Raw genomic sequence first — 25,019 nt, 5'->3', positions numbered from 1 at the left:
GGGAGGGAAATTGAGAAAAAAAAGTTTTTTCTGTTTTTTGGTGGCAGCATTTATTATATTTACTTCGGGTTGCACCATACAACCAAGTGAAAATACCGTAAAAGGGTGGCTCAACAATATGTTAGAGCGCGATTTTGTTGTTATTCTGGAAGGAATTGACGCAGACGCGGTTTTGGACGAACCATATTTTGAGATAGTTGAATTTAATTCCTTTGACGAGGGAATGTTCAGGCATTTGGCACAAGTGCATTTTTATTTTTTGAGCGACATAAATGTTAGAATTGTCAGAAGATACAGATATAACAGGAGACATTTCAGATGGGAACTTTTTCATAATGTTTATGAAAGATTTGAGCAAACTGAAACCGAATAGAACGCTTCTTTTAGCGTTGCTTTTTACGCTGATGTTTGCATCTGCGACGGTTGCTTCTTCTATGCCTAATCCCCGAATTCTTGCGGACGGAAAGCGATGCGTCGAACTTGTTTTTGAGGAAAGATTTGCCGACGCGCATCAGGTTGCAAACGGTTTAATTAGACAATTTCCCGACCATCCCGCAGGATATTTCTTTCGTGCGGCTATTTTTCACTATCAAATGCTTTACCTGCGAAACAACGTTCACGAAAGAGCGTTTTACGAGGCGTGCAACCAAGGAATTCAGGTGGGCGAACGCAACAGAAACCTAAATTGCCAATGGAACGACTTCTTTTTAGCGTCAACAATAGGCATTCAGGGAGCGTTTGAGCGGGTGAACGGTCGCTTGGTTTCGTCGCTTCGTCTTGCCACAAGGGCTATGGAAATTTTTGAGAACCTGAATTCCGACGAGGTAAAAGATGTTTTATACGGAACGGGAGTTTATGAATACTGGATAGGCGCAAACGCTCGGCTTTTATGGTGGATGCCGGGAGTAAGAGACAACCGTCCACGCGCACTCAGAAATCTCGAAACCGTGCGAAATGAGGGAATTTTCACCAATCTTATAGTAAACTATGACCTTATGGAAATGTACCTAAACGAAAGAAGGCGCGAACAAGACGCCATAAGAATAGCCAACAGCGTTTTGGCGCTTTATCCGTCGAATTCGGTCGCACTTTGGGCATTGTTTGAGGCTTATGATGCTTTAGGCGAAGCCGAAAAAAGAGACGCCGTCGCGGCAAGAATACTCGAAAGAATACAGCAAGAAAGCAATAATGAGCAGATGATGAGACATTTCCAAAGAAGAACAAGACGCCACTAATATGAAAAAAGTTATAATATTGGCGCTTTTTTGCGCCGTTGCGGCGTTTGCCCAAACCTACAAAGTTGGAGAAAAACCAATAGCCCAAGCCCGAATACTCAACAACTTGCTTGTAAATTGCGAATTCGACAAAGCATACAAAATGACCGACCAACTTCTTGAAAAATACCCATCCGAGCCGTTGTATTATTACCTTGCAGTCGCCGCAATCGGCTTAAAAAACCTTGACTTTAACGAGGTTTTGGACAGAGAAAAATTCTTTGAAATTTACGACGTAGGCATTCGATTAGTCGAAGCAATGCTCGAAGACGACCCGACTTCCTGCGATTTGATTATGTTGCGCGGATTTCTGATGTCGGCAAACGCCGCATTTTTACTTTTGGAAGGAAGACTTGCCGCAGGTGCGCGCTTAGGTCTGCGCTCGCTTGAAATTTTAAGACAGGCACACGCCTGCGACCCCAAAAACTACGACACGCAATATTATTTGGGATTTTTTGATTACGCGCAAGCCGAATTACGCCGCAGATTAGGTCCGTTGGGAGTATTTACGGGACTTACAAGAAATCCGCAACAAGGAATAACCGCGCTTGAACGATGCGTGAGATACGCCCGATTTATGAACAGAGCCGCCGAAATGGTTTTGGTCGATGTCTATGTTCGCGAAAATCGCTTGGACAAAGCAGGCGAAATGTTGCCGCGCCTCCTTAAAGAGTTCCCCGAAAGCCGCTTTCTTATGTGGACTCAAAAACGCTATTACATTGCCCGCGGCGACGATTTGGCGGCGATAAATATTGCGCTGACCGCCTCGCGCCTGTATTTCAGAGACGGCGGCTATCATAACGGCGTAATGATTTTGGAAGAAACGCGAAAAGCCTCTAATTTCCGCAGATTTCCCGCTGAAATCCGCCGACAAATAGCCGAACTTGAGCCATTGATAAACACACAACGAGTATCGTCTTCAACAATGCGAACATTCCGCTCAATGATTAGAGAGTAAGATTTTTTTCGCAGAAATTACCCCGAAAACACAAAAACTTGACAACTTGTCTTATGCGATGTATTATATTTATATTGAAGAAAATATAAAAAAAATTGACGAAGGGCGGTTTTTATGCTTGATGTCTTAAGAAAAAACAACGGTTATTCACTTATAGAAGTAGTCGTAGCAATGGTAGGACTGTCGCTGACGGTTCTCTTACTCGGAACAATCTTAACAATGTCCGTGAGAACAACTTCGGGCACGCGGGATATGGATATGACCCTAGCCGCGGCAAGAGCAAAGATGAATGAGATAGTTGCAAGTACCGAACTACTTATGGATTTAGAAAACGTTGTTCAAGGCGGAGATGTACAAACCGACGTTTATACCGCCCCAAACGGAAGACGAATTGATAGAGAATGGTCTTTTGAAGCAGGAGAAGGAACTACTCTTTTTGTGCGAGTTACGGCAGTTGCGCAAGACGGAATGACTCCCCCTGTTACAATTACCAGTATTATAGACATAAATAATATTTGCAACCCGCAATCCTCTGTGCAAAACGCCCCGATTATCCGCGTAGACGAAAACGACACCCGAGGCGGAACAGCCAGCCTTGTAATAATAACGCGACATTTAGATTTTGCCGCCAATGACAATAGTATAAGCACAGAAAATATTACACTATTTTCTGTGTCTCCACATCTCAACGATGCGGAAGCGGCGAGAGGTCTTGAAATAACAGGTCCTAACAGAGGATTGGTGCGCTCAGTAAGAAATCAAAGCATAGCCATAGATACTAATACGTTGCAGAATATAGACTCAAACACCAATTTGCGTTTTGACCTTCGCTATCTCAGTTGCGCAGGAGCGGCAGGACGTCAAATCGGCGTTGAGTTTAGATTCAGAAGATTGCTACCCGCAGGCAACGATACCCCGGGCAACAACTGTCCTCCTACGTTTGAAGGAGAGCTTTTTGAAGAAATAGGAGGCGTATTATCTCGTCAGGAACAATCCGTCGGAACAATAAACTGCACAGGAAACTTTACACTCAACCCTCCTGCAAATTGGACGATAGGCACTACTTTCCCGTTTAGATTAGACGGAAATCGCGTTATAGCAAGAAGTGGCTACAATTTTAACTACGAGAGAACTTCAAAGTACACCTTTACAATTACTGTAGATGGAGCAGAGCACCCAATAGCGGCAACTGTTAGAATTATCGACGTAAACGAACCGCCGACAGCTTTGTTGTTTCATCCACTAAGTTCGACAGTTCAAACAACATCATTCACCGTCCCAAGAAACGCATCTGTCGGAGACAATATTGCAAATTTATTTGCTGTTGACGAAGATACTTCTGCCTATTTTTTAAGGTACGAATTCGATGTGCTCGGTCAAGGCTTTAGCTTTTTTGAAGTAAGCAACGTCTACAGAAACAGAGCAACTTTACGCGTAAGAGCGCCACTTACATCAGCGCCTGCGGCTTTTTCATTTGACATACGAGCAAGAAATATCGGTAATCCCATAATAAGCCCACCTATTCCCGCCCCCGCAGGAATAGCACACGTAGATGCCACTATTACGATAAACATACCTTAGTAGGAAAAATATGCCTCAAATAATCGAAAACAACTGCGACGGGTGCGGGACTTGTGTAGCGATTTGCCCGAGAACTGCGATTTTTATGCCGAATGTTGCTGTAATAAATGCGGAATTGTGTGTTAGTTGCGGATTGTGCGCGAGAATTTGTCCGATTGGCGCTGTAAAGGAGTGAAATGTGGCGTTTAAGATAGAAGAAAATTACCCGATTTACAGAGAAATTGCTATTGACGAGAGTGGCATAGAGGACATAAAAAAAGGCAAACCCGTAAAAAACAACGCCGAAGAAAAGCTGCTTGCAAACGGGTACTACAAATTATTGAGCGACAAAAATCCCGACATCGCGTGTTTTGCGCGATTTAATAAAGATACGGACGAATTTTATCCGCTTTCTGCGGCGGCAAACGAAATCCCACACTGGCTTGTCCCGAAAAACATTGAGCAAACGCTTGCTTTGGACGCGCTTCTTAACGACGACATTCCGCTTGTAGTCCTCGTCGGAAAAGCAGGGACGGGAAAAACGCTTCTGGCTGTTGCGGCGGGGCTTTACAAAACCATAGATTGCGGCGAATACGAGCGGGTTTTAGTGGCGCGCCCCACAATTTCGCTTGGGCAGGACATCGGATTTTTGCCGGGGACTATTGAGGAAAAACTGGGACCTTGGATGTATCCGATTTCGGATAACGTGGATTTTTTGATTAAGCGAAGAAAGACTATGCGCAGTAAAATCCAAGGTTTTAAGGACTTAACCGAGCGCGGCATTTTGCTGATTGAGCCTCTGCCGTATATTCGCGGACGTTCTATTCATAATCAGTATTTGGTTATTGACGAGGCGCAGAATTTGTCGCTTCACGAAATAAAGACAATTCTTACGCGGGCGGGCGAAGGAACAAAGATAATTCTTGCGGGCGACCCTTATCAGATAGACAACCAAAATATTAGCGCACAAGACTGCGGACTTATGCGGGTTGTGGACAGGTTTGCGAACGAAAGCCTGTCGTCGTCGATAACGCTTGTTAAGTGCGAGCGCTCAAAATTAGCGGAAATGGCGGCAAATCTGCTGTAAAAATGCGCAAATTCAGAGTGGTTTCAGAAGAATTTTCAAAAAAACAGCACAAGTTTCAAAAAAAGTATGCTTTTTTGCTTTGGCATTTGTTATTTTACTCCACACGTCAAAGAATTTTTCTTCATAAATGACCGCGGCAAGTTATTTTAAATAAGAAAAAAATTAAAGTTTTTAGGAGAAGTGAATGTCACGAAATCTTGACCCAAAAGGTAAAATTGTTCGCCGTCTTGGTGCGAATATCTTCGGTAATGAAAAATTTCAACGTCTTTTGGATAAAAGACCAAACCCACCCGGACCGCTGAAACAACATAGAGGTCGTTTGAGCGAATACGGTATTCAGATGCGCGAAAGACAGAAATTGCGTTTTGCTTACGGACTTACCGAAAAACAATTCCGCAATACTTTCTTGAAAGCAAAACAAATGCAAGGCGTTACAGGGGACAACCTGCTTATCCTTTTGGAACGTCGTTTGGACAACGTAATCTTCGCAATGGGATTTGCAAAATCGCGCGCGCAAGCAAGACAAATTGTAAACCACGCTCACATCAGAGTAAACGACAAAAAGGTTGATATTCCGTCTTACAAAGTGTCTGTAGGCGACAAAATCACTATTGCGGCAGGCGACGACAGAAAGAAATTTTTGCACGCACTTGTAGCGGATAACACAAGAAGCGTACCCGAATGGTTAGAATTTTCAAAAGTGGATTTGAAAGGCGAGGTAAGACGCCTCCCCGAGAAACACGATATAGAAGTAATCGCAGACGTTCAACTTGTTGTGGAACTCTACTCCAAGTAATAGTTGCGAATATTTTTTACATAAATGGGGTCTTGAGAATAAAAATTTCCGAGACCTTATTTTTTTGAGGAAAGAGAAACGGACAGTCGCGCTTGCGTTTTTGCAGGTGAGGAAAGTCCGAGCAACAAAGAACAGGACGCCGAGCGAAAGGTCGGAAATGAAATTTTAGTTTTGTTAGCGAGCAAAGTTCGCAAATAAATCTAAGTTTCGTTATGGATAGTGTCGCAGAGAACAGTCCGCTCTCATTTAGTTGGGGGTGAGTGGTGAAAAGGCGGTGTAAGAGACCGCCGTTTTGTTTGGCAACAAGCAAAAAAGAAAAACCCCGTCCGTTGCAAGACCAAACAGAAATTGAGTTGTTCGCTCTATAATTTCAGGTAGGTCGCTTAGATAAATGGCTGTCAAGGGTGGAAACATCTGAACAAAACTCGGCTTACAGTTTCTCTTTTCTCTTTGTTTTACTCTTATAAACATCGCCCTTCCATTCAAATTTGGCAAAAATTCCGCAGATTACCGAATAAATCGTTATGAATAAATTCAGCGGTGAAGTCCAGATTATATGTGGCAGGAGATTTTTTTCGTCGAAAATTGCCAATCCCCTGCGCATAAAAAACAGTTCGCCGATAATTTTTACGATAAAAAGAATGGGAAAGACAAATATAAAGCAATAAAACATGAAAATAACAGCGAGGATTGCCGTTTGTTTCGGCAAATAAAAGCGCGTTTCCGAGCCCCATTTTTTGCGCTGATTTATTAGATTTTTCCACGAATATTCGGGTTGTGTTTCTACGATTGAGTTTGCGTTGAAATGTATTTTTTTGCCGCTTTCCCATATTTTTTGCATTAAAAGACCGTCGTCGCCGCCTACAGCTTGAGTTAGATTTCCGTAGCCGCCCGATGTTTCGTAGTCTTTTTTGCGAAAGGCGAAATTGTTGGCATTTGCGTTAAGCGGAATGTTTTTTCCGATACTCGCGGCGGCTACAATTCCGTGAGAAAGAAAGTCGAAGTTTTGGTAAACTTTAAGAATTGGCGAAATTTTGTTGCCTTTGTCAAAGCGATATTTTACAATTCCTTGCGAAAGTGCAATTTTTTCATTAGCGAAAGGCGCAACAGATTTTTCTATCCAGTCGTTCGGAACAATGCTATCTGCGTCGGTTTGCAAAATAATTTCGCCGACGGCAATTTTTATTGCTTGCTCGAACGCGTATTTTTTTGGAGAAAAGCCCTCCCCTGTTCGTGTAATTCGGATAAGCGAGAGATTTTTTAATTTTTCTTTGAAAGACAAAACTATTTCGGCGGTGTTGTCGGTGGAACGGTCGTCGGCGACTATAATTTGCAGTAATTCGGGTGAATATGTTTGAGAAAGCAAGCAGTTAAGAAGATGTGAAATGTTTTTTTCTTCGTTTCGCGCGCAGATTATTATGCTTACTGCAGTGGTGGCTTCGACAGGCTCAGCCACCGAATTAGCGAATGAAGACGGTAGCTTATGTCGCGATGGCTCAGTCTCGGTGGCTGAGCCTGTCGAAGCCACATTCTTAAGCCCACGCGACAAATAAAAGCAAACTGCTAAATAAAGCGAAGAAACAACTGCGCCGACTGTAGCAAAAATCATTGTTTTTTCGCCGCCGAAACTATAATTGAGCGGATTTTTGCGGCTATTTCTACAGTTTCCATATCGGCTATTTCGCTAAATTCGATTCTGGGATGAACGACGACAGATACAATTTTTGATTTATTCCGACCCTCCACAATTCCGCTTCCGTTGATGCTTACAGGAACTATGGGAACTTGGGCTTTTATCACGAGTTTTAATGCGCCTGCCTTAAAATCCGCAATTTCGCCGTTTTTACTGCGCGTGCCTTCAGGGAAAATTGCCATCGGATGTCCGCTTTGCAACTGCTTTGCGGCTTTGCCGAATACACCGACGGCTTTTCGGGCGCTTTTTCTGTCTAAAAAGATACAGCCGAGCGCAATCATCCAAACATTTAATACAGGAAGGTAGCGCAATTCTTTTTTGGTGATAAACCCTAAAGTCCAAGGGGAAATGCGCATTAAAATCGGAATATCGAGCATTCCCTGATGGTTGGCGACAATACAATAAATGTTGTCTTTGGGAACATTTTCTACGCCCGTAAACTTAACTTTTGCACCCGAAGAAAAAAGGCAGAAACGAGAGCAAAACCACTGAACAAAATAAGCCAAGCGCTGTTGTTGCTTGTTCAGTACAGGAAGAAACATAATAGTGTATGGAATGAGCATTACAAAGCAAAACACCACAAAAAAACCAAGAGACAAACACACCAAAATCCTGTTAAACATAATTTTTCCTTTCTTTTTTTGGTAAAAATACGTTATCGCCGAATTGATTTCGGATAAATATAATACAAAATTCAACAAAATGCTCAAATATTTACTTTTTTTACAAATTTTTCTCTTTTTTGTTTCGGCAAATAGTAATTTTTCGCCGAATTTTTTTAATGGTTATCTGTTTTTATTAACGTAAAACGTCGGTGTTTCCGACAAAAAGGAGTGTTTTATGAAAAAGGTTATCAGTTTATTGCTTGCAGGTTTGGTATGTGTTGCTTGGGCTCATCCGTTTGCAACATCAACAGCTGAATTGGTCGGAAACGACGAAATCGAAATCGAAACTTCCATCGGGACTGGTTTTGTTGATAGTTCTCGCATTGGTATCGGCTCACATATTACTTATGGAATAGGTGAAAGATTTAACATCGGTATCGGCAACAATTGGACAATAAACAATGTCAACGAAAAAGACCGTGGTTTTGAAGCGCCTGAATTTAGCTTGAAATTCGGATTGATACCCAATGTTCTTGCTATAGAAACTTTTGGCACTCTCAGCACCTTTGGCGAATACGGCGCATCTTTAATTTACACTTGGGAGCTTAATTCCGGAATGCAAATGAATTACAATGTAGGTTTTGCAAGCAATCCGGATTACTATGAGACCGGAAATGCGTTTGCTTGGGGATATTCTGTAGTTAAGCCGATTGGCTCAATGTTTGTAGGTGCTGAAATTTTCGGACACGTTTTTGACGGAATGAGCGACGCTGACCTTAGCGGAGATTACACATTCTGGAACTTTGGTTTTGGCTACGAATTAGGCAACTCGTCTGTTATATCTCTCGGTTTCGGCGGCAACTTTGAAACCAACGACGCATTGAATATGTCTCTCGGATTTACTTTCACTCTCGGCGGAAGATAATCTAAGATAATATTTCAGACAGTAAAAATAAAAAGAGAGGTGTGAAAACGCCTCTCTTTTTTGTTTTAAGAAGCAATATTTTCAACATTCTTACACACTTTACTTGCGGCAAATAATATTTTCCGCGCAATTATTTAATTATTACTCAAAATCTGAGGTTGCTCAGTGAAAGGTTTTTATGAAAAAGATTATTTTTGCATTATTATTTGCAGGGATTGTATGCGCAACGCAAGCGGGCGGCACCAGACATCCGTTTCAAACGCAAGACGCGCAAACGCTCAAAGGCGGTTCAATCGCTGTTGACGCAAGATTTGGGATGTCTCATCTCGGCGGTCCCGGAGACGTGGTGTTAAGTTTGTCTAATATTGCCGCTTATTACGGCATAAACGACAGATTAGAGGTCGGACTTTCTGTCTTGGGTTGGGGTATTCCTACCGACGACGACGACAAAATATGGTTTAAACCGATGGAGCTTCACGCAAAACTCGGGATTATTTCCGACTTATTGGCGCTTGAATTGAATATGCCGTGGAACTTTACAAGTAGCAGACGCGCAGACAAAGACAGAGGTTTTGAACTTGACGGGCGCGCAATTCTTTCTATTATGATGTTTAACGCAAATATCGGTTTTGACGTAATGAACCTTGGCGAAACTTCCGGTAATTTCATTTATGGCTTGGGAGTAGTTCCGTCTGTCGGTCCCGCTTTTGTCGGCGCTGAATTTACAGGAAACAGTTCGGGCGACTACGGCTGGGGAATAGGCGCAGGTATTGACGTCAGAATCCTTCGACTTTCTTTAGGCTTTGGCGGTAATTTTGAAACTAACGAAGCTTTGGGCTGGTCTCTCGGTCTCAGAGTAGCTTTCGGCGGTAAATAATTTGCGAAATCAGCGTAAGGGCGGGTTTGAAACCCGCCCCTACAGATGGCGACGATATTTGGGCGAATGATTATTCGCCCTATTTTATTTATTTGCACTCTTATTATTTATTTAAACAACTGTAAAAACCTGTCTTCGTAGAGTTCGAATATGTTCCATCTGTCCAGCTCTTTTTTTAGAGAATTCGCCTTACCGCGGTCTCCCTGCGCATCCTGAAACATACGCTCTATTTTCTCCATAATCGTCTGCGGAATAGTGTCTGTGTTTGGCGCGCCGTCCGATTGAACTCCCCACAAACCGTCCCCCGCAGGATTAAAAGGAAGCCCCGACATTTGCTCCAAATTCCCGAAGATTGAGCCCGAAAATTGACGAATTCGCTCTTCGATTGCGCTGAATTGACTGTCGGTTATCGAAATACTTTCGTTGATTTCGGTTTTGTCGATGTCTATATTCAGTAAATCTTCCACCAATTCTATAATCTTCAGCGAAGTTTTCGGGTAATTTAAGTTCGTCGCAAAAAGCGGAATTGTTCCCAAAAGGCAACCCGCCTCTATTGAGTGCGACTTGGCAATCCCCAAAAGCACGCCGTTAAGCCCTGCGATATATCCCTCGGTCATAGATTGCACGCCTAACGACTGAAATTCCGCCAAAAGATCATTGCTTGTGAATGCGCCGTAAATATGCGCGGCGGTTTTGTGCGAAATATTCTGCGGAAGCGCCGCGGTTGTGTAAGCGCGCCCTACGCCGACGTCCGCGGCAAATCTCATAAGCGATTTTGTTATGGCAAGCCCTTCTTTCCCCATTATCTGCGCGTCCGACTCAAAAATAAGCAAATCGGGACGCTGGCAGTAATAAATTCGGGAGGTCGGCAATCTCGGAAGTTCGGCAATTCCGTTGCGCACCATAATCGCGTCGGGTATAAAATACGGCGCCATATCAATTTCGGCGATTGGCTGCGCGCCCATTTTGCTTCTTAAATAGTTGGTTGCGATAAGTCCCACGTTTCCCATCCCGGGCCACGAAGCAATAAGTGTAGGCGGAGTTTCAAATTTTACATTCTGAAATATTCTCATAAATTCTCCTTATTACATAATAAATATAATATCCGCGAATTGCCGAGTGCGCATTTCAGGAAAAATTTACAAAATTTCAGCAATTTATACAAAATTTCCCCACTTTAATTTCGCAAATATTATATTCTGTGAAAAAAAATGCTCGCGCAGTAAATTTCACTGCGAAAGAGTGTGAAAAAAAACACATGAAAGGTGAGGGATGATACCGAAAGCGACTATTGAACGGCTTTGTGTTATACATAATTTGCTTGAACAAATAATGCTCAACGGCGACAATGGTGTGTGCATATCGCACGTTTCATCAACCAGAATAGGCGAGATTATCGGCGTTCCGTCGCATACGGTTCGCAAAGACATCAATTTTCTGGAAGGTATAGGACAGCTCGGAAAAGGGTATTCGGTTAAAGAATTGCGAGCGCTTATCGCTGAAAAGCTTGGGCTTAAAAAACGGAAAGCGGCGGTTATCGGGCTTGGAAAAGTCGGCACTGCCATTATGGAATACGAAAAATTCTTGTCGGCGGACATAGAAATCGTAGCGGGATTTGACTCTACAAACAAAATTGACACGACAAAATCTGCAATTCCGCTTTTCCCGTCGCTCGAAATCAGCGAAATTGTTAAGCAAAAAGGCATAGAAATCGCGTTTTTGACATCGTCGCCCGAATCGGCAAAGACCTGTTTTGAGCGGCTTGAGACGGGCGGGGTTAAGTCGATTTTGAACTTTACGCCTACTTTTTTAACGAGCGAAAAAATCCATATCCGCAATATAGATTTGGTTTTGGAAAGCACGATTTTGTCGGCTATGATGGGGCTTGACGAACTCGAATTAAGCAATAAACAACAATAAAACAAACATAAAACTTTTGAAAGGAGTTTTACAATGGCAAGAGTATTGAATTTTTCGGCGGGACCGGCGCAGTTGCCGCTTGCAGTTCTCGAAAGAGCGGCAAAAGAGATGACGGATTACGGCAACACAGGCACTTCGGTTATGGAGATGAGCCACCGTTCCAAGGCGTTTGAGGGCATTCTTCACAAATCAAAAGACGATTTGCGCAAACTTATGGCTATCCCCGAAAATTACGACATTTTGTATATGCAGGGCGGCGCTTCCACACAATTTGCGGCTGTTCCGCTTAACCTTTTGGGCGACAAAACCGCGGCGGATTACGCTGACACGGGCGCGTGGTCGGACAAAGCGATAAAAGAGGCGAAAAAATATTGCGACGTTAACGTTGTAGCGAGTTCCAAGGCGGAAATTTACAACCACATTCCCGATTTGGACAAGAGCAAATTTAATCCCGAAGCGGCGTATTTTCATTTCACTTGCAACAACACAATTTACGGAACAAAGTGGACAAACTTGCCCGAAGTCGGAAACGTGCCGCTTATAACCGATATGTCGTCGAGTATTTTGAGCGAGCCTGTTGACGTGTCGAAATACGGCGTAATTTATGCTGGCGCGCAGAAAAATATCGGACCTGCAGGGCTTGTTATCGTTATTATCCGCAAAGATTTGCTTGAATTGAGCAAAGAAAAAGCGAAAAAGATGACCCCGACAATGCTCAGATACGACATTTGCGCCGAAAACGACTCTATGTATAACACGCCCCCAACCTATTCCATATATATAGCGGGATTGGTTTTTGAATATTTGCTCGGATTGGGCGGTTTGGACGAAATGAAAAAGCGCAACGTTGCAAAAGCCGACTTGCTTTACGGTTTCTTGGACAACTCCAAGATGTTTAAGGCGACCGTTCGCCCGCAAGACCGTTCTTTGATGAACGTTCCGTTTATAACAGGAAACGAAGAATTGGACGACAAATGCGTAAAAGCGGCGACTGCGGCGGGAATGATTAACCTTAAAGGACACAGAAGCGTAGGCGGATTGCGCGCGTCGATTTACAACGCAATTGATTTGGACGGCGTAAAAACACTCGTTAATTTCCTCGAAAAATTCGAGAAAGAAAACGCATAATTTGTATCTGTAGGGGCAGGTTTCAAACCTGCCCAAATAAAGGCAACGTAAATGGGAATAGTTGGGCGGGTTTGAAACCCGCACCCTACATAAAATAAACAGGTGAAGAAAACACCGAAAGAAAGGGCTAGAAAAATGTATAAAATTCAAACGTTGAACAAGATTTCAACAATTGGTCTTGAAAAACTCCCTCGCGAAAACTACGAGGTTGCGGGCGAAATGGCAAATCCCGACGGAATAATTCTGAGAAGCTTCAAAATGCACGATATGGAAATGCCGAAATCGCTTAAAGCGGTGGCTCGCGCGGGCGCGGGTGTAAACAATATTCCAATCGAAAAATGCACGGAAAAGGGAATTGTGGTTTTCAATACTCCGGGAGCAAACGCAAACGGCGTTAAAGAACTTTGTATTGCGGGAATGCTCATTGCCTCGCGCGACATTGTCGGCGGCGTAAACTGGGTGCATACCCTTAACGGCAAAGGCGAAGAAGTGCCGAATATCGTGGAAAAAGAAAAAGCAAACTTCGGCGGCTACGAAATTCAAGGCAAAACTTTGGGCGTAATCGGACTTGGCGCAATCGGCGTTTTAACGGCAAATGCCGCCGCTAACTTGGGAATGAACGTTATCGGCTACGACCCTTACATCTCGGTGGAAGCGGCTTGGAATTTGTCGTCCAACGTTAAAAGAGCGAACGCGCTCGAAACACTTTTGCGCGAATCTGATTTTATTTCGCTTCATATTCCTTTCATAAACGAAACAAAAGGAATGTTTAACGCCGAAAAATTGTCGCTTTGCAAAGACGGCGTAAAAATTATAAATATGGCGCGCGGCGGACTTGTTGTAAACAAGGATATGAAAGCGGCGCTCGAAAGCGGAAAAGTGGCAAAATACGTCACCGATTTCCCCGACGAAGAAGTGATTACCTACAAAAACGTAATTCCGCTTCCTCACATCGGCGCTTCCACAGAGGAGTCGGAAGACAACTGCGCAATTATGGCGGCAAATCAACTTCGCGACTACTTGGAAAACGGAAACATCAAAAATTCCGTAAATTTCCCAGCAGTTTCGGTTGACAGAAACCCTGCAAACACGCGTATTACCATAGCAAACAAAGACGTTCCGAATATGGTCGGACAAATTTCGACCACGCTTGCCGCGGCGGGAATAAATATCTGCGAAATGGTAAACAAAAACCGCGACGGTATTGCATACAACATTATCGACACCAATTCCAAAGTCGGCGACGATATTGTAGCAAAAATTTCGGCAATCGACGGAGTTATTGCGGTCAGAGTGATTTAAAGCCTATCGCCGTAGGGGCAGGTTTCAAACCTGCCCTTACAAAAATCACAAATCGAAAAACAGATAATTTAAGTTAAAAAAGAGTGGGAATTTCTCGCTCTTTTTTTATTGCCAAACATCATTTTTCGACAAAATTAAAAAAAATGGCTGGCGACCGTCGCCCAAATAGTATTTTACCCACGATTTTTGGAGAGATGTCCGAGTTGGTCGAAGGAGCACGCCTGGAAAGTGTGTGTATGGGCAACTGTACCAAGGGTTCGAATCCCTTTCTCTCCGCCACTTTTAGAGTTGGGTCCCGCGCAATTGAATCTTGTGAACCCCGCCAGATTCGGAAGGAAGCAACGGTAAGCAATGTATTTGGTGTGCCGCGGATAACTCAGCTCTTTTTTAGGAAAATTATAAATTTATGAAAAATAAAAACTTAGCAACAATTTCTTTCGATGATTTTTCGTTGGTTTTGCTTAAGAACGGCGAAAAGTTTGCTTTCCCTATATCTTGCGCAAAAAAAGGACGAGGCGAAAAGAGCGGCTCCAATAAAACCCCGCGCGGAATGTTTGAAATTCACAAAAAAATCGGCAAAGGAGCCGAAATCGGCGCGGTATTCAAGTCCCGCAAACAAACAGGCGAGGTCTGGAAAAGCGGCGACATATACAAAGAAAATGCAATCACAAGCAGAATTTTATGGCTTTCGGGGCTCGAAAAACACAACGAAAACACGCAATCGCGATACGTATATATTCACGGCACGGACAAAGAAAACGAGGTCGGCAAAAGTCATTTTTCGCACGGCTGTATCGTAATGAAAAACGAAGATGTAATAAAACTTTTTGATTTAATGAAAGCGGGTGATTATGTCTTTATTTATTGACGAAAAAGAGATAAATTCCTTTCATTTCGTCGGAATTTTGGGCATAGGAATGAGCGCGATTGCCCAATACTTGGTAAAAGACTGCGTAATCAGCGGAAGCGACAGGTCTGTGAATGGCAACAGCGAAGACGAAATCATACTGAAATCACAGGGAATTTCGCTGTTCTTGCAAGACGGAAGTGGAATTTCACCTAAAACTCAAGCGCTTGTAGTTTCGACGGCAATAGAAAACGATAATCCCGACATAAAAAAAGCAAACGAACTGAATATCCCGATTCTTCACAGAAGCGAAGTTTTGGCGGCGATTGTAAAAAAACACCGCACAATTTCGATTACGGGAACGAGCGGAAAAAGCTCGGTCTCGGCAATGATTTTTCACATTTTGGACTTTGCGGGTAAAAAACCGTCGTTTATCGGTGGCGCAAACCTACACTCTCTGCGAGGAACAACTGTAGGGGCGTATTGCATACGCCCAAAAACCGCTGCCAATGGGCGTATGCAATACGCCCCTACATTAGGCAACGCGTTCAGAGGCGACGGTGAATTTTTGGTGATTGAAGCCGACGAAAGCGACGGAACGGTTGTGCGATATTTCCCCGAAATTTCGGTTTTGCTGAATATTTCCCGCGACCACAAAGAAGTCGGCGAAGTTGTAGATTTGCTGAAAACCGCTTCCGCTCAATCAAAACTAACGATTTTCAATAAAGATGACGAGCATTTTACAGATTTTAACGGTAAAACATTCGGATTTTCGCGAGAAGCGGATTATTTTCCGATAAGATACAGTTGCGCTGAGAATTCTTCGACGTTTACATATTGCGATTGCGGTAAGGGTGGGTTTAAAACCCACCCCTACGGAGATGGTGCAAGTACGGGCGAAAAATGTTTCGCCCCTACGCAAAACACAACATTTGTGCTAAATTTTACGGGGGAACATACCATAAAAAACGCACTTGCGGCGCTTGCTGTTTGCAAAGAATTGGGAATTGACGAAAAAACTATCGCCGAAGCGCTTGCGACTTACAGTGGAATTGCCAGAAGATTTGACAAATACCCTGCTTCAAAAAACATACTCGTAATTGACGATTATGCGCACAATCCCGACAAAATATCGGCGGCAATATCAGCCGCCAAGATGCGGAAAACGCCGCTTTCGGTGGTGTTTCAGCCGCACGGTTTTGGACCGCTTAAATTTATGTTCGACGACTTAAAAACAATGTTTTCCGAATATATCGGCGAAAATGACAAACTGTATTTGCTTCCCACATTTTATGCAGGCGGAACAGCTGATACAAGCACAGACAGCGACAAACTCGCCGACGAATTAGGCGATAAAAACCGCTTTGTTTTTGTCGAAAATCGCGAAAAATTAACTGAAATACTGAAAAAAGAAGTAAAAGAAAACGAAACTATTTTAATATGCGGCGCGCGCGACAATTCGCTTGCCGTTTTTGCGAAAGACTTAGCGGAAAGTTTGTAAAAATGTCAGTCGCGCCAAAAAAACAATTCGGACAGAATTTCTTAATTTCGCAATTTCATATCGACAAAATCATTGAAGCTGTCGAAGCTAAAGCAGGCGATACGCTTATCGAAATCGGTCCCGGAAAAGGCGCGCTGTCTAAAAAACTTATCGACAAAAACTTCAACTTTATTATGATTGACGCAGACCGTGATATGGTTGAGCATATAAAAACCGAATTTGGCGAGCGTGAAAACTACAAAATTTTCAACGCCGACGCGGTAAAATTCGATTATTCGCAAATAGACGGCGATTTTTTTGTCGTGGGAAATTTGCCGTATAATGTCGGCAATCTGATAATTAAACGCCTGCTTTTTGAAAGTCCGCGATTAAAGTCGATTGTTTGTATGCTTCAAAAAGAAGTAGCCGACAGAATTTGCGCCACACCAAAGGGAAAAGACATTGGCTTTTTGTCGATTTTGTGCCAATATTTCGCCGATATAAAAAAAGTGTGCGTTGTTCCGCCCGGCGCGTTTTTCCCTGCGCCGAAAATACAGTCCGCCGTAATAAAATTAGATATAAATCCGCAGAAAACTTCCCGTATTCCTCGCGACAAATGGGAGAATTTCTTCGCATTTGTAAGTTTGGGCTATTCGCAGAGACGTAAAAAACTGCTCAATGTTATTTCCGATGAATTTTCGTCCAAAGAAGTGGCAAAAGTCGCTTTTGAAAAGCAAGGTTTTGACGAAAATATTCGCGCAGAAGAGTTGAGTGATGAGGATTGGGTTGGGTTGTATGGCGCGAAGAAGATTGGTTTGTAGCAATGTGTGTGGAAAACAATATTACCTCACAAGGCAGAACAATGGACTTTGCAATAGAAAACCTGAAAGAAGCGTTGGCATTGTATTATGAAGATTAAAAACAGGCAAACCTATAAAGATTTGCCTGTTTTAATTTTATCCCAAATTCGCCCGCAGTTTCTCCAAGGTCTCCAACACATTCGCATACTTCGCCTTTTCCGCTTCTATCACTTTCGGCGGGGCTTTTTGGGTGAACTCTTCGTTGTTCAGGCGGGCTTCAAAACCTTTGGCGGCGTTTTCGAGGCGGGTGATTTCTTTGGCAATTTTTTCTTTTTCGGCTTCCAAGTCCACCAAGCCATCCAAAATTACGTAAATTTCGGTTTTGTTTATTACGTTTTGTCCTGCAAAAGACGGTTTTTGCGCTTTTCGCGAAATGATAAGATTATCTGTTTTAACGAAGTATTTTATCAAATGGTCGCACGACTTTAAAAAATTTTCTTTGAGGTCGTCAAACGGAATGATTACCACCGAGACCTTTTTTTCGGGCGGAACGTTGTTTTCGCTCCTTATTGTTCGCAACCCTGTAATTATTTCTCGCAAAAAATCAAGAAAACCACCTTCCTCTTGAGGAAGTATTCGTAGATCATTATCATCAAATATTGGAAATTTCTCAAGCATAATCGAATTGCCATTAATTTCGCTGTTTTGCACTTTTTCGCGCAAATGTTGCCAAATTTCTTCGGTTACAAACGGCATAAAGGGGTGCAGAAGTTTTAGGATTACCGAAAGCGTGTAAGAAGCACAGTTAAAAGCATTTTCTCTAATTTCGTCTCTTTCAACCGTAAAAGGCTTGCCGTTGGGAATGTAAGGCTCAGGTCTATAAAAATCATCTTTTTTCGCCTCAATATACCAATCGCAAAAATCTTTCCATATAAAGTCATAAAGAATATGGCTCGCTTCGTTAAAACGATATTTGTCGAGTGCACTACGCACGTTTATAACTGTTATAATGAGACGACTGATTATCCAGTTGTCTTCTGGTTTTAACCGCTCTTTTGGCGGCAAATTATCGAATTTTAACGGATTTTCAATATTCGAAATCAAAAATCTTGAGGCGTTCCACAATTTATTTGCGAAATTTCGTCCGATGTCGAAACTGTCTTCTCCTATGAATATGTCTGTTCCTGCGGCAGTGTTCATCATCATTGAAAAACGAAGCGAATCCGCGCCGTGAGAGGCGATTATTTTGAGCGGGTCGATTATGTTTCCGAGTGATTTGCTCATTTTTCTGCCTGTTTTGTCGCGCACCATTCCGTGCAAAATAACGTCGCTGAACGGGACTTCTTTTGTGAAATACAAACTTGCCATAACCATTCTTGCAACCCAGAAAAACAAGATGTCGTATGCGGTCGCCAAGACACTCGTCGGAAAGAATTTCTTCAAGTCGTCCGTGTTCATATCTCCGCCCCAGCCCATTGTCGTAAAGGGCCAAAGCCACGACGAAAACCAAGTGTCCAAAACGTCGTTTTCTTGATTTAGTTTTGCGCTTTTGCACTTCGGACAGTCCGTCGGGTCGGTTTCGCTTACGATAATTTCGCCGCAATCTTGGCAATACCAAACGGGAATGCGATGTCCCCACCAAATTTGGCGCGAAATACACCAATCGCGAATGTTTTCCATCCAATCGGCATAGATTTTTTTCCAGCGGTCGGGGTGAAATTTTACGTCTTCCTTAAGCGCGGCTTCAAGCGATTTTTCGGCGAGCGGCTTCATTTTTACGAACCATTGGTCGCTGTAATACGGCTCGATAACGGTGTCGCAACGATAGCAATGTCCGACTTTATTTTCGTGTTTTTCTATTTTTTCGAGCAAGCCAAGTTCCTCAAATTTTTCTACGATTTTTTTGCGCGCTTCAAATCTGTCGAGCCCGATGTATTCCGCGGGAATTTCGCCCGACATTTTTCCGCCCTCGTCCATAATTACAACGGGAACAAAATTGTGCCGAAGCCCCATCTGAAAGTCGTTTGGGTCGTGCGCAGGAGTGATTTTTACCGCGCCCGTTCCGAATTCTTTTTTAACGTAATCGTCCGAAATCAGCGGAATTTCGCGGTTTTGTATGGGCAACATCAGTTTTTTGCCGATTAAATCCTTGTATCGCTCGTCTTTGGGATTGACCGCAACGGCAACGTCCCCGAGCATTGTTTCGGGACGGGTGGTCGCGACAACAACATATTCTGCGCTTCGGTCGTTGAGCGGAGCCGAAACGGCAAATGGATACCTAAAATACCACAAATTGCCCTCTTTATCTTGGTGTTCTACCTCGTCGTCGGCGAGGGCGGTGCGGCATCTGGGGCACCAGTTTACGATGTATTTTCCGCGATAAATCATTTTGTCTTCGTATAATTTAACGAAAACTTTGCGGACGGCTTTCGACAAGCCCTCGTCCATTGTAAATCTTTCGCGCGACCAATCGCAGGAACTTCCGAGTTTGCGAAGTTGCGTTGTTATGGTTTTGTGATATTCTTCTTTCCACTCCCAGACCTTTTCGACAAATTTTTCTCGCCCGATTTTATGACGACTGCTGCCCTCTTTGGAAAGTTTCTTTTCGACGACGTTTTGCGTGGCAATGCCTGCGTGGTCGGTGCCGGGTATCCAGAGCGTTTCAAAACCGTCCATTCGTTTGTAGCGGGTCAAAATATCCTGAATTGTGTTGTTCAGAGCGTGTCCCATGTGCAAAATCCCTGTGACATTCGGCGGCGGAATAACTATTGAAAACGCAGGTTTATTTGATTGAGCATTTGCGATAAAATACCCGTTTTTTTCCCATTCTTCGTAAATTCTCTGCTCGACGTTTATCGGCGAATATTGTTTTTCCATTTTGATAACTCCTTAATTAGGGCGCATACTTTGGTTTTCGATTTATTTTCTGAGGGAAAATACTATTTGGCGAGCAAAAATCGAGGTTAATACGCCAATTTCCTGTAATATAAAATTTTTTCTTTAACTTTTTTCAAAAAATCACAGAAAATTCCGCCAAACGCTTATAGCAAATAGTATATTCACGACATAATTTTTGCAAATCGGGTAGAAATGCCCGATTTTTTGTATCTTAATTCGGGGCAAATGATGAAACTTGACGAAAAAGTTATTGAGGAAATTGAAAAAATCGTAGTAGGTTGCAACGCGGAACTCTTCGATATTAAATACTTTTTTTCGGGAAAAACGGCAATTTTGCGAATTTTTGCCGACACTCCTAACCGCATAACGCTTGACGAATGCTCCGAAATCAGCAGAAAAGTCTCGGATTATCTCGACGAAATCGATTTCTCAAACGGCGCATATACGCTCGAAGTTTCGTCGCCGGGGATTACGCGAGTACTCGAAAGCGTAAAGGATTTTGAGCGGGTAATCGGCAAAGATGTTAGCGTTCGATACAAAGACGACGACAAAAAATCGCGGAAAAAAGTGGGCGTATTAAAATCGGCAAGCGCGGAAAAACTTGTGTTTGAGGACGGCGAAGAAGTAAAATTCGGCGCAATATTAAACGGAAAATTAACAATAAATATATAAAAGGAGCGTGTTTTGGCAAAGAAAGACAAAGAACTTAAAAAAGGTATTGAACTTGCCACATTTTTGGCGGAGTTGGGAAAGGATACAAAGGCGTTTAACCCCGATAAGGGTGCGAGTTTGAGCCGCGTGTTGGAACTGCTTGAAGAATCGTTGGCGACAGTGGTGCAGAAATCTCTCGAAGACAAGCCTGCCGTTTCCGTCAAAATTAACAAAAACACGGGCGAAATTGTCGCTTATTCTTATTTGACCGTTGTCGGCGACGAGGATATGACCGACCCGTACACCCAAATTACCGTAAGCGAAGCAAAAGAAGAATACGACAGCGCCGCCGAAGTAGGCGACGAAGTTATTTTGGACGACGATTTGGATGTAAGCCAATTCGGAAGAATGGCGATGTTGCACACCAAACAGCTCCTTTCGCAAAAGGTTAAAGACAGCGAACGCGAAAAAATCAAAGAAGAATTTTCGACAAGAATGGGCGAATTGGTTTCGGGCGACGTTCGGGCTATCGAAAAAGGCAACATTGTTATCGACCTCGGAAAAACAGACGCGATACTGCCGAGAAATCAGCAGATTAAGGGCGACAGATACTCGCAGGGCGACAGAGTTAAGGCGGTTATTCACGACGTAAAAGACAGCACAAAAGGCGCGCAGGTTATCCTTTCGCGCACAACGCCGACGTTCTTACAACGCCTTTTGGAAGTGGAAATTCCCGAAATTTACCAAAAGACAATTCGTATCGTGAAAATAGAAAGAAATCCCGGTTTCAGAGCAAAAGTTGCGCTCGAAACAAGCGATTCGCGAGTTGACCCCGTGGGCGCGTGTTTGGGTATGCGCGGAAGCCGTATTCAGACCATCGTTCGCGAACTTGCAAACGAGAGAATTGACGTTTTTGTCTGGGAAGACGACGTTGTAAAACTCGCAAGAAAAGTGCTTGCTTCGGCAAAAATTTCAAATGTAATGCCTGTAGGCGAAAAGAAAGTGGTTTTGGTTGTTCCCGACGAAGAACTTGCAAAAGCTATCGGAAAAGACGGTTCTAACATTAAACTTACCTCAAGATTTTTGGACAGAGAAGTGCTTATTTACGGCGAGGACGAATTTGACGACTTGAGCGAAGAAGAAAGAGCAAAAATTCTCTCGCCAAGAGGAGACGACATTGAAATGGTTGACGCCGACGACGTTATTTTTAACGAAAATTCGGACAACGACGAAACTCACGAGACAGGTGTTGCAAACAATGACGAAAATTCGCTCGGCGCGCAACTCGTGGAAAACGGTGCGGCAAAAGCGCTTGACGACTTAGCCGCCGAAAAATGAGAAAAGAAAGATGAGAAAATTATATGGCAATAGTAAAAGTGTCTCAATTGGCAAAAGAAATGGGTTTGCATACCGATGCAGCCATTTCTATGCTACATAAACTCGGACACGCAGAAATTAAGGCGCACAATTCGACTATCGACGACTCCGTAAAGTCCCAAATTTTGGAAAAAATGAAAGAAGGCGCGGAAATAGCGAAGCAGAGATTTGCTAATTTTGAAAGCCGCGCCGAAAAAAGAAAAGCGTTTATACCGCCCGCAGGCGAAAAAAGCGCCAATTCGTCAACAAAACCGTCGGAAGGCGGCGCTCGTCCTCCGAAACAGCAAGAAGACGGCGAAAATCGTGCGCTGAAATTATTTCAAGGCGGAGGTTTCGGCAACGAGGTTAATCGCGACCGAAACAGAAATCGAGGCGGCGAAAATCGTGGACGCGGACAAGGCGAAAACAGAGGCGAAAGAAATGACAGGGGCGACAGAGGCGGCGAAAAAAGAGATTTCGGAGACAGAAAACCATTTGGAGACCGTCCTTTCGGCGACAGGCAAGGCGCTCCCCGCGGAGACAGACCACACTTCGGCGGACAAGGCGAAAACAGAGACGGTCGCCCTCCGCGTCAGTTTGGCGACAGACCCGACAGACCACAAGGAGACAGACCATATCAACCGCGTGGCGACAGACCGTTTGGCGGCGCGCCAAGAGAAGGCGGAAATTCATTCGGCGGTCAAAGAGACGGCGGCGGACGCGGAGGTTTCGGAAATCGCGACGGACAAGGCGGCGGTCAGCGCACAAACTTCGGAGACAGAAAACCTTTTGGAGACAGAGGTGAAAGAAGAGATTTCGGCGCGCCAAGAGACAGTGGCAACAACGTAATCGACGCGGCGCTCGCAAAAGAATTAGCGGACAAACAAGCGCTTCTGCAAACCAACGAAGACAGCGGCAACAGAAAAAAGAAAAGCAACAACAAAAAAAGTTCCGCAAAAGACAAATTCGAGAGACGCAAAGAGCAAGAAATCGAAATGAAAGCAAATGTCCGCAAAATCACCAATAAAATAGACAGCGGAAGCAAAGGCAAAAAGAAATACAAAAAAGAACGTAGCGAAGACGGCGAACTCGAAGAAGAAAGCAACATAATTCAAGTCAGCGAATTCATAACAGTGGCGGACTTTGCGAAAGAAGTAGATGAAGAACCATCTACAGTCATTGCAAAATGTATAGATTTAGGGCTTTGGGTCACAGTAAATCAGCGGATTGACTTTTCGACCATCCAACTTTTAGCGGAAGAATTTGGCTTTGAAGCGCAATTGTCGGAAGAATTTGAAGAGCAAGAAAGCGAAGAAAGTGAAGAAAATCAATACGAAGCGCACCCCTGCCCGCCGGTCGTTACGGTTATGGGACACGTTGACCACGGGAAAACCTCGCTTTTGGACTACATTCGTAAAACAAACATAATACAAGGCGAATCGGGCGGAATTACTCAGCATATAGCGGCGTATTCGGTAAAAACAAAACACGGCTATGTTACATTTTTGGACACTCCCGGACACGAAGCGTTTGCGGCAATGCGCGCTCGCGGCTCGCAGATTACCGACGTTGTGGTGCTCGTTGTAGCGGCGGACTCAAGCGTTATGCCGCAGACAAAAGAGGCGATTGACCACGCAAAAGCGGCGGGAGTTCCGATAGTTGTAGCTATAAACAAAATTGACCTTCCCACGGCAAACCCCGACAAAATAAAAGGCGAGCTTGCAAATTACGGCGTTTTGGTGGAAAGCTACGGCGGACAGGTGCAAAGCGTAGAAATCTCCGCAAAAAAAGGACAAGGCGTAGATGATTTGCTCGACCTTTTGGCATTAGAAACAGGAATGCTCGACCTTAAAGCGCCCATTGAAGGAAACGCAAAAGGCGTCGTTATAGAATCCGAACTCGACAAAGGAAAAGGCGCGCTTGCGACCGTTCTTATTCAGTCGGGAACGCTCAGAAAAGGCGATGTGTTTTACACGGGCGTTCACAGCGGAAAAGTGCGCGAAATGCTCAACGAACAAGGGCAGAAAATCAAGGAAGTAAAACCGGGACACCCCGCGGTGGTCCTTGGACTTTCGGGAACTCCGCAGGCGGGCGACAACTTCAGAGTGTGCAAAACCGAAAAAGAAGCGCGCGAAATTGCGGCGAAACGTCGTCTTGCGGAAAAAGAGCGCGAACTGAGAAATATGCAGAACGTGGTATCTTTGGCAAACCTTTCGCAGAAAATTAAAGACGGGAAAATGCTTGCGCTTAACCTCATAGTTCGCGGCGACGTGGACGGTTCGGTGGAAGTGGTTGCGGGTGAATTGCAGAAACTTTCGACCGATGAAATTAAGGTTAATATAATCCTTAAAGGCGTTGGCGGAATTAAGGAAACCGACATTATGCTTGCGCGCGCTTCGGGTGCGATAATAATAGGATTTAACATAAATCCCAACCCGAAAATTAAGGCGAGCGCAGACAATTCGGGCGTTGAAATTAAGACGTTCCGCGTAATTTACGAGCTCATAGACCAAGTAAGAGCGGCAATGATAGGAATGCTTGCGCCCGACATAAAAGAAGAGGTTATCGGACAAGTGGAAATTCGCGAAGTGTTCAAAATTCCCAAAATCGGAATTGTGGCGGGTTGCTACGTTCTGGAAGGAAAAATCGAGCGCGGCGCATTGGCGCGGCAAATTCGCGACGACATCGAAATTTCTCACACTAAAATCGACACGCTTCAGCGATTTAAAGACCAAGTTAAGGACGTTGCGGCAGGATTTGACTGCGGCTTAACGCTTACAAAAGTGTCCGATTATCGAATTGGCGACCGAATTGAAGTGTATAAGAACGTAGAAATTAAACGTAAGAGCTTGGAGCGGTAAA

22 protein-coding genes, 1 tRNA gene and 2 other RNA genes are annotated in these 25,019 nt (G+C 43.8%); 22 read left to right on the top strand and 3 right to left on the bottom strand.

All coding sequences use genetic code 11. The annotated features are described in order from the left end of the window. Window positions 1-10 precede the first annotated feature (10 nt). From FWE23_01060 to FWE23_01020, 9 genes are all read left to right on the top strand, one after another. Window positions 11-373, top strand: coding sequence for a hypothetical protein (locus FWE23_01060; GenBank protein ID MCL2844031.1), 363 nt, complete (start codon window positions 11-13; stop codon window positions 371-373). Further along, window positions 336-1,235: a hypothetical protein gene (locus tag FWE23_01055; GenBank protein ID MCL2844030.1), complete on the top strand. Its 900-nt coding sequence runs from the start codon at window positions 336-338 to the stop codon at window positions 1,233-1,235. The genes FWE23_01060 and FWE23_01055 overlap by 38 nt, the downstream gene beginning before the upstream one ends. A 1-nt stretch (window position 1,236) precedes the next feature. Beyond that, the gene (locus FWE23_01050) at window positions 1,237-2,232 is read left to right on the top strand and encodes a hypothetical protein (GenBank protein ID MCL2844029.1); all 996 of its coding nucleotides are present in this window, start codon (window positions 1,237-1,239) and stop codon (window positions 2,230-2,232) included. Between the two features lie 114 nt (window positions 2,233-2,346). Next, complete coding sequence (locus tag FWE23_01045) at window positions 2,347-3,813, top strand: hypothetical protein (GenBank protein ID MCL2844028.1); 1,467 nt, start codon at window positions 2,347-2,349, stop codon at window positions 3,811-3,813. 10 nt (window positions 3,814-3,823) lie between these two features. Then, window positions 3,824-3,988: a 4Fe-4S binding protein gene (locus tag FWE23_01040; GenBank protein ID MCL2844027.1), complete on the top strand. Its 165-nt coding sequence runs from the start codon at window positions 3,824-3,826 to the stop codon at window positions 3,986-3,988. A gap of 3 nt (window positions 3,989-3,991) precedes the next feature. Beyond that, window positions 3,992-4,879: a PhoH family protein gene (locus tag FWE23_01035; GenBank protein MCL2844026.1), complete on the top strand. Its 888-nt coding sequence runs from the start codon at window positions 3,992-3,994 to the stop codon at window positions 4,877-4,879. Window positions 4,880-5,063: 184 nt separating this feature from the next. Next, window positions 5,064-5,675, top strand: coding sequence for a 30S ribosomal protein S4 (rpsD, locus tag FWE23_01030; protein MCL2844025.1), 612 nt, complete (start codon window positions 5,064-5,066; stop codon window positions 5,673-5,675). A 70-nt stretch (window positions 5,676-5,745) separates the two neighbouring features. Next, window positions 5,746-6,124, top strand: an RNA gene (rnpB, locus tag FWE23_01025) — RNase P RNA component class A. A 585-nt stretch (window positions 6,125-6,709) separates the two neighbouring features. Continuing rightward, complete coding sequence (locus FWE23_01020) at window positions 6,710-7,033, top strand: hypothetical protein (protein MCL2844024.1); 324 nt, start codon at window positions 6,710-6,712, stop codon at window positions 7,031-7,033. 247 nt (window positions 7,034-7,280) lie between these two features. Here FWE23_01020 and FWE23_01015 read toward each other — a convergent pair whose 3' ends face one another. Next, complete coding sequence (locus FWE23_01015; protein ID MCL2844023.1) at window positions 7,281-7,991, bottom strand: 1-acyl-sn-glycerol-3-phosphate acyltransferase; 711 nt, start codon at window positions 7,989-7,991, stop codon at window positions 7,281-7,283. 217 nt (window positions 7,992-8,208) lie between these two features. Between FWE23_01015 and FWE23_01010 the strand changes: the two genes are divergently transcribed. Then, window positions 8,209-8,898, top strand: coding sequence for a hypothetical protein (locus FWE23_01010; GenBank protein MCL2844022.1), 690 nt, complete (start codon window positions 8,209-8,211; stop codon window positions 8,896-8,898). A 178-nt stretch (window positions 8,899-9,076) separates the two neighbouring features. Beyond that, window positions 9,077-9,775, top strand: a complete 699-nt coding sequence (locus FWE23_01005) for a hypothetical protein (protein ID MCL2844021.1) — start codon at window positions 9,077-9,079, stop codon at window positions 9,773-9,775. A 107-nt stretch (window positions 9,776-9,882) separates the two neighbouring features. Here the strand turns inward: FWE23_01005 and FWE23_01000 are convergent, their stop codons facing one another. Next, window positions 9,883-10,848, bottom strand: a complete 966-nt coding sequence (locus tag FWE23_01000; GenBank protein MCL2844020.1) for a PAC2 family protein — start codon at window positions 10,846-10,848, stop codon at window positions 9,883-9,885. Window positions 10,849-11,047: 199 nt separating this feature from the next. On the opposite strand from FWE23_01000, the gene FWE23_00995 reads away from it, so the two are divergent. The 8 genes from FWE23_00995 (at window position 11,048) to rsmA (ending at window position 17,273) form a co-directional block, all read left to right on the top strand. After that, entirely contained in the window at window positions 11,048-11,695 is a 648-nt protein-coding gene (locus tag FWE23_00995) for a redox-sensing transcriptional repressor Rex (GenBank protein MCL2844019.1), read from the top strand. 33 nt (window positions 11,696-11,728) lie between these two features. Further along, entirely contained in the window at window positions 11,729-12,823 is a 1,095-nt protein-coding gene (serC, locus tag FWE23_00990; GenBank protein ID MCL2844018.1) for a 3-phosphoserine/phosphohydroxythreonine transaminase, read from the top strand. A 135-nt stretch (window positions 12,824-12,958) separates the two neighbouring features. Further along, window positions 12,959-14,125 (top strand): phosphoglycerate dehydrogenase, encoded by a 1,167-nt coding sequence (locus FWE23_00985; protein ID MCL2844017.1) that lies wholly within the window; start codon window positions 12,959-12,961, stop codon window positions 14,123-14,125. 188 nt (window positions 14,126-14,313) lie between these two features. Beyond that, a tRNA-Ser gene (locus FWE23_00980) sits at window positions 14,314-14,404 on the top strand. 7 nt (window positions 14,405-14,411) lie between these two features. Continuing rightward, an RNA gene (ffs, locus tag FWE23_00975) (signal recognition particle sRNA small type) lies at window positions 14,412-14,510 on the top strand. Between the two features lie 21 nt (window positions 14,511-14,531). Continuing rightward, on the top strand, window positions 14,532-14,993 hold the full coding sequence (locus FWE23_00970; protein ID MCL2844016.1) for a L,D-transpeptidase: 462 nt from the start codon (window positions 14,532-14,534) through the stop codon (window positions 14,991-14,993). Next, the gene (locus FWE23_00965) at window positions 14,977-16,473 is read left to right on the top strand and encodes a Mur ligase family protein (protein MCL2844015.1); all 1,497 of its coding nucleotides are present in this window, start codon (window positions 14,977-14,979) and stop codon (window positions 16,471-16,473) included. Before FWE23_00970 ends, FWE23_00965 begins: the two co-directional genes overlap by 17 nt. A gap of 2 nt (window positions 16,474-16,475) precedes the next feature. Beyond that, window positions 16,476-17,273, top strand: coding sequence for a 16S rRNA (adenine(1518)-N(6)/adenine(1519)-N(6))-dimethyltransferase RsmA (gene rsmA / locus FWE23_00960; protein ID MCL2844014.1), 798 nt, complete (start codon window positions 16,476-16,478; stop codon window positions 17,271-17,273). Between the two features lie 135 nt (window positions 17,274-17,408). On the opposite strand, the gene FWE23_00955 is transcribed toward rsmA, so the two are convergent. Further along, complete coding sequence (locus tag FWE23_00955; GenBank protein MCL2844013.1) at window positions 17,409-20,129, bottom strand: valine--tRNA ligase; 2,721 nt, start codon at window positions 20,127-20,129, stop codon at window positions 17,409-17,411. Window positions 20,130-20,342: 213 nt separating this feature from the next. Here FWE23_00955 and FWE23_00950 point away from each other — a divergent pair, with 213 nt between their 5' ends. From FWE23_00950 to infB, 3 genes are read left to right on the top strand one after another with little or no spacing between them, the layout of a single operon-like run. Then, window positions 20,343-20,822 carry a ribosome maturation factor RimP gene (locus FWE23_00950; GenBank protein ID MCL2844012.1) on the top strand — a complete coding sequence of 160 codons (480 nt, stop codon included), beginning with the start codon at window positions 20,343-20,345 and terminating at the stop codon, window positions 20,820-20,822. 12 nt (window positions 20,823-20,834) lie between these two features. Continuing rightward, entirely contained in the window at window positions 20,835-22,139 is a 1,305-nt protein-coding gene (nusA, locus tag FWE23_00945) for a transcription termination factor NusA (protein MCL2844011.1), read from the top strand. Window positions 22,140-22,162: 23 nt separating this feature from the next. After that, window positions 22,163-25,018: a translation initiation factor IF-2 gene (infB, locus tag FWE23_00940; GenBank protein MCL2844010.1), complete on the top strand. Its 2,856-nt coding sequence runs from the start codon at window positions 22,163-22,165 to the stop codon at window positions 25,016-25,018. Window position 25,019: the final 1 nt, after the last annotated feature.

It is taken from the genome of Chitinivibrionia bacterium (assembly GCA_009779925.1).
GTDB lineage: Bacteria > Fibrobacterota > Chitinivibrionia > Chitinivibrionales > Chitinivibrionaceae > WRFX01.
The sequence above is the reverse complement of the archived record's forward strand: the minus strand, read 5'-3'. Positions and strand labels throughout refer to the sequence as shown.

Bases quoted from the DNA above. Each gene is read 5' to 3' on its own strand.
- FWE23_01055 (MCL2844030.1), top strand. From the start codon at position 336: ATGTTTATGAAAGATTTGAGCAAACTGAAACCGAATAGAACGCTTCTT.
- FWE23_01050 (MCL2844029.1), top strand. From the start codon at position 1,237: ATGAAAAAAGTTATAATATTGGCGCTTTTTTGCGCCGTTGCGGCGTTT.
- FWE23_01045 (MCL2844028.1), top strand. From the start codon at position 2,347: ATGCTTGATGTCTTAAGAAAAAACAACGGTTATTCACTTATAGAAGTA.
- FWE23_01040 (MCL2844027.1), top strand. From the start codon at position 3,824: ATGCCTCAAATAATCGAAAACAACTGCGACGGGTGCGGGACTTGTGTA.
- rpsD (MCL2844025.1), top strand. From the start codon at position 5,064: ATGTCACGAAATCTTGACCCAAAAGGTAAAATTGTTCGCCGTCTTGGT.
- FWE23_01015 (MCL2844023.1), bottom strand. From the start codon at position 7,991: ATGTTTAACAGGATTTTGGTGTGTTTGTCTCTTGGTTTTTTTGTGGTG.
- FWE23_01010 (MCL2844022.1), top strand. From the start codon at position 8,209: ATGAAAAAGGTTATCAGTTTATTGCTTGCAGGTTTGGTATGTGTTGCT.
- FWE23_01005 (MCL2844021.1), top strand. From the start codon at position 9,077: ATGAAAAAGATTATTTTTGCATTATTATTTGCAGGGATTGTATGCGCA.
- FWE23_01000 (MCL2844020.1), bottom strand. From the start codon at position 10,848: ATGAGAATATTTCAGAATGTAAAATTTGAAACTCCGCCTACACTTATT.
- FWE23_00995 (MCL2844019.1), top strand. From the start codon at position 11,048: ATGATACCGAAAGCGACTATTGAACGGCTTTGTGTTATACATAATTTG.
- serC (MCL2844018.1), top strand. From the start codon at position 11,729: ATGGCAAGAGTATTGAATTTTTCGGCGGGACCGGCGCAGTTGCCGCTT.
- FWE23_00985 (MCL2844017.1), top strand. From the start codon at position 12,959: ATGTATAAAATTCAAACGTTGAACAAGATTTCAACAATTGGTCTTGAA.
- FWE23_00970 (MCL2844016.1), top strand. From the start codon at position 14,532: ATGAAAAATAAAAACTTAGCAACAATTTCTTTCGATGATTTTTCGTTG.
- FWE23_00965 (MCL2844015.1), top strand. From the start codon at position 14,977: ATGTCTTTATTTATTGACGAAAAAGAGATAAATTCCTTTCATTTCGTC.
- rsmA (MCL2844014.1), top strand. From the start codon at position 16,476: ATGTCAGTCGCGCCAAAAAAACAATTCGGACAGAATTTCTTAATTTCG.
- FWE23_00955 (MCL2844013.1), bottom strand. From the start codon at position 20,129: ATGGAAAAACAATATTCGCCGATAAACGTCGAGCAGAGAATTTACGAA.
- FWE23_00950 (MCL2844012.1), top strand. From the start codon at position 20,343: ATGCCCGATTTTTTGTATCTTAATTCGGGGCAAATGATGAAACTTGAC.
- infB (MCL2844010.1), top strand. From the start codon at position 22,163: ATGGCAATAGTAAAAGTGTCTCAATTGGCAAAAGAAATGGGTTTGCAT.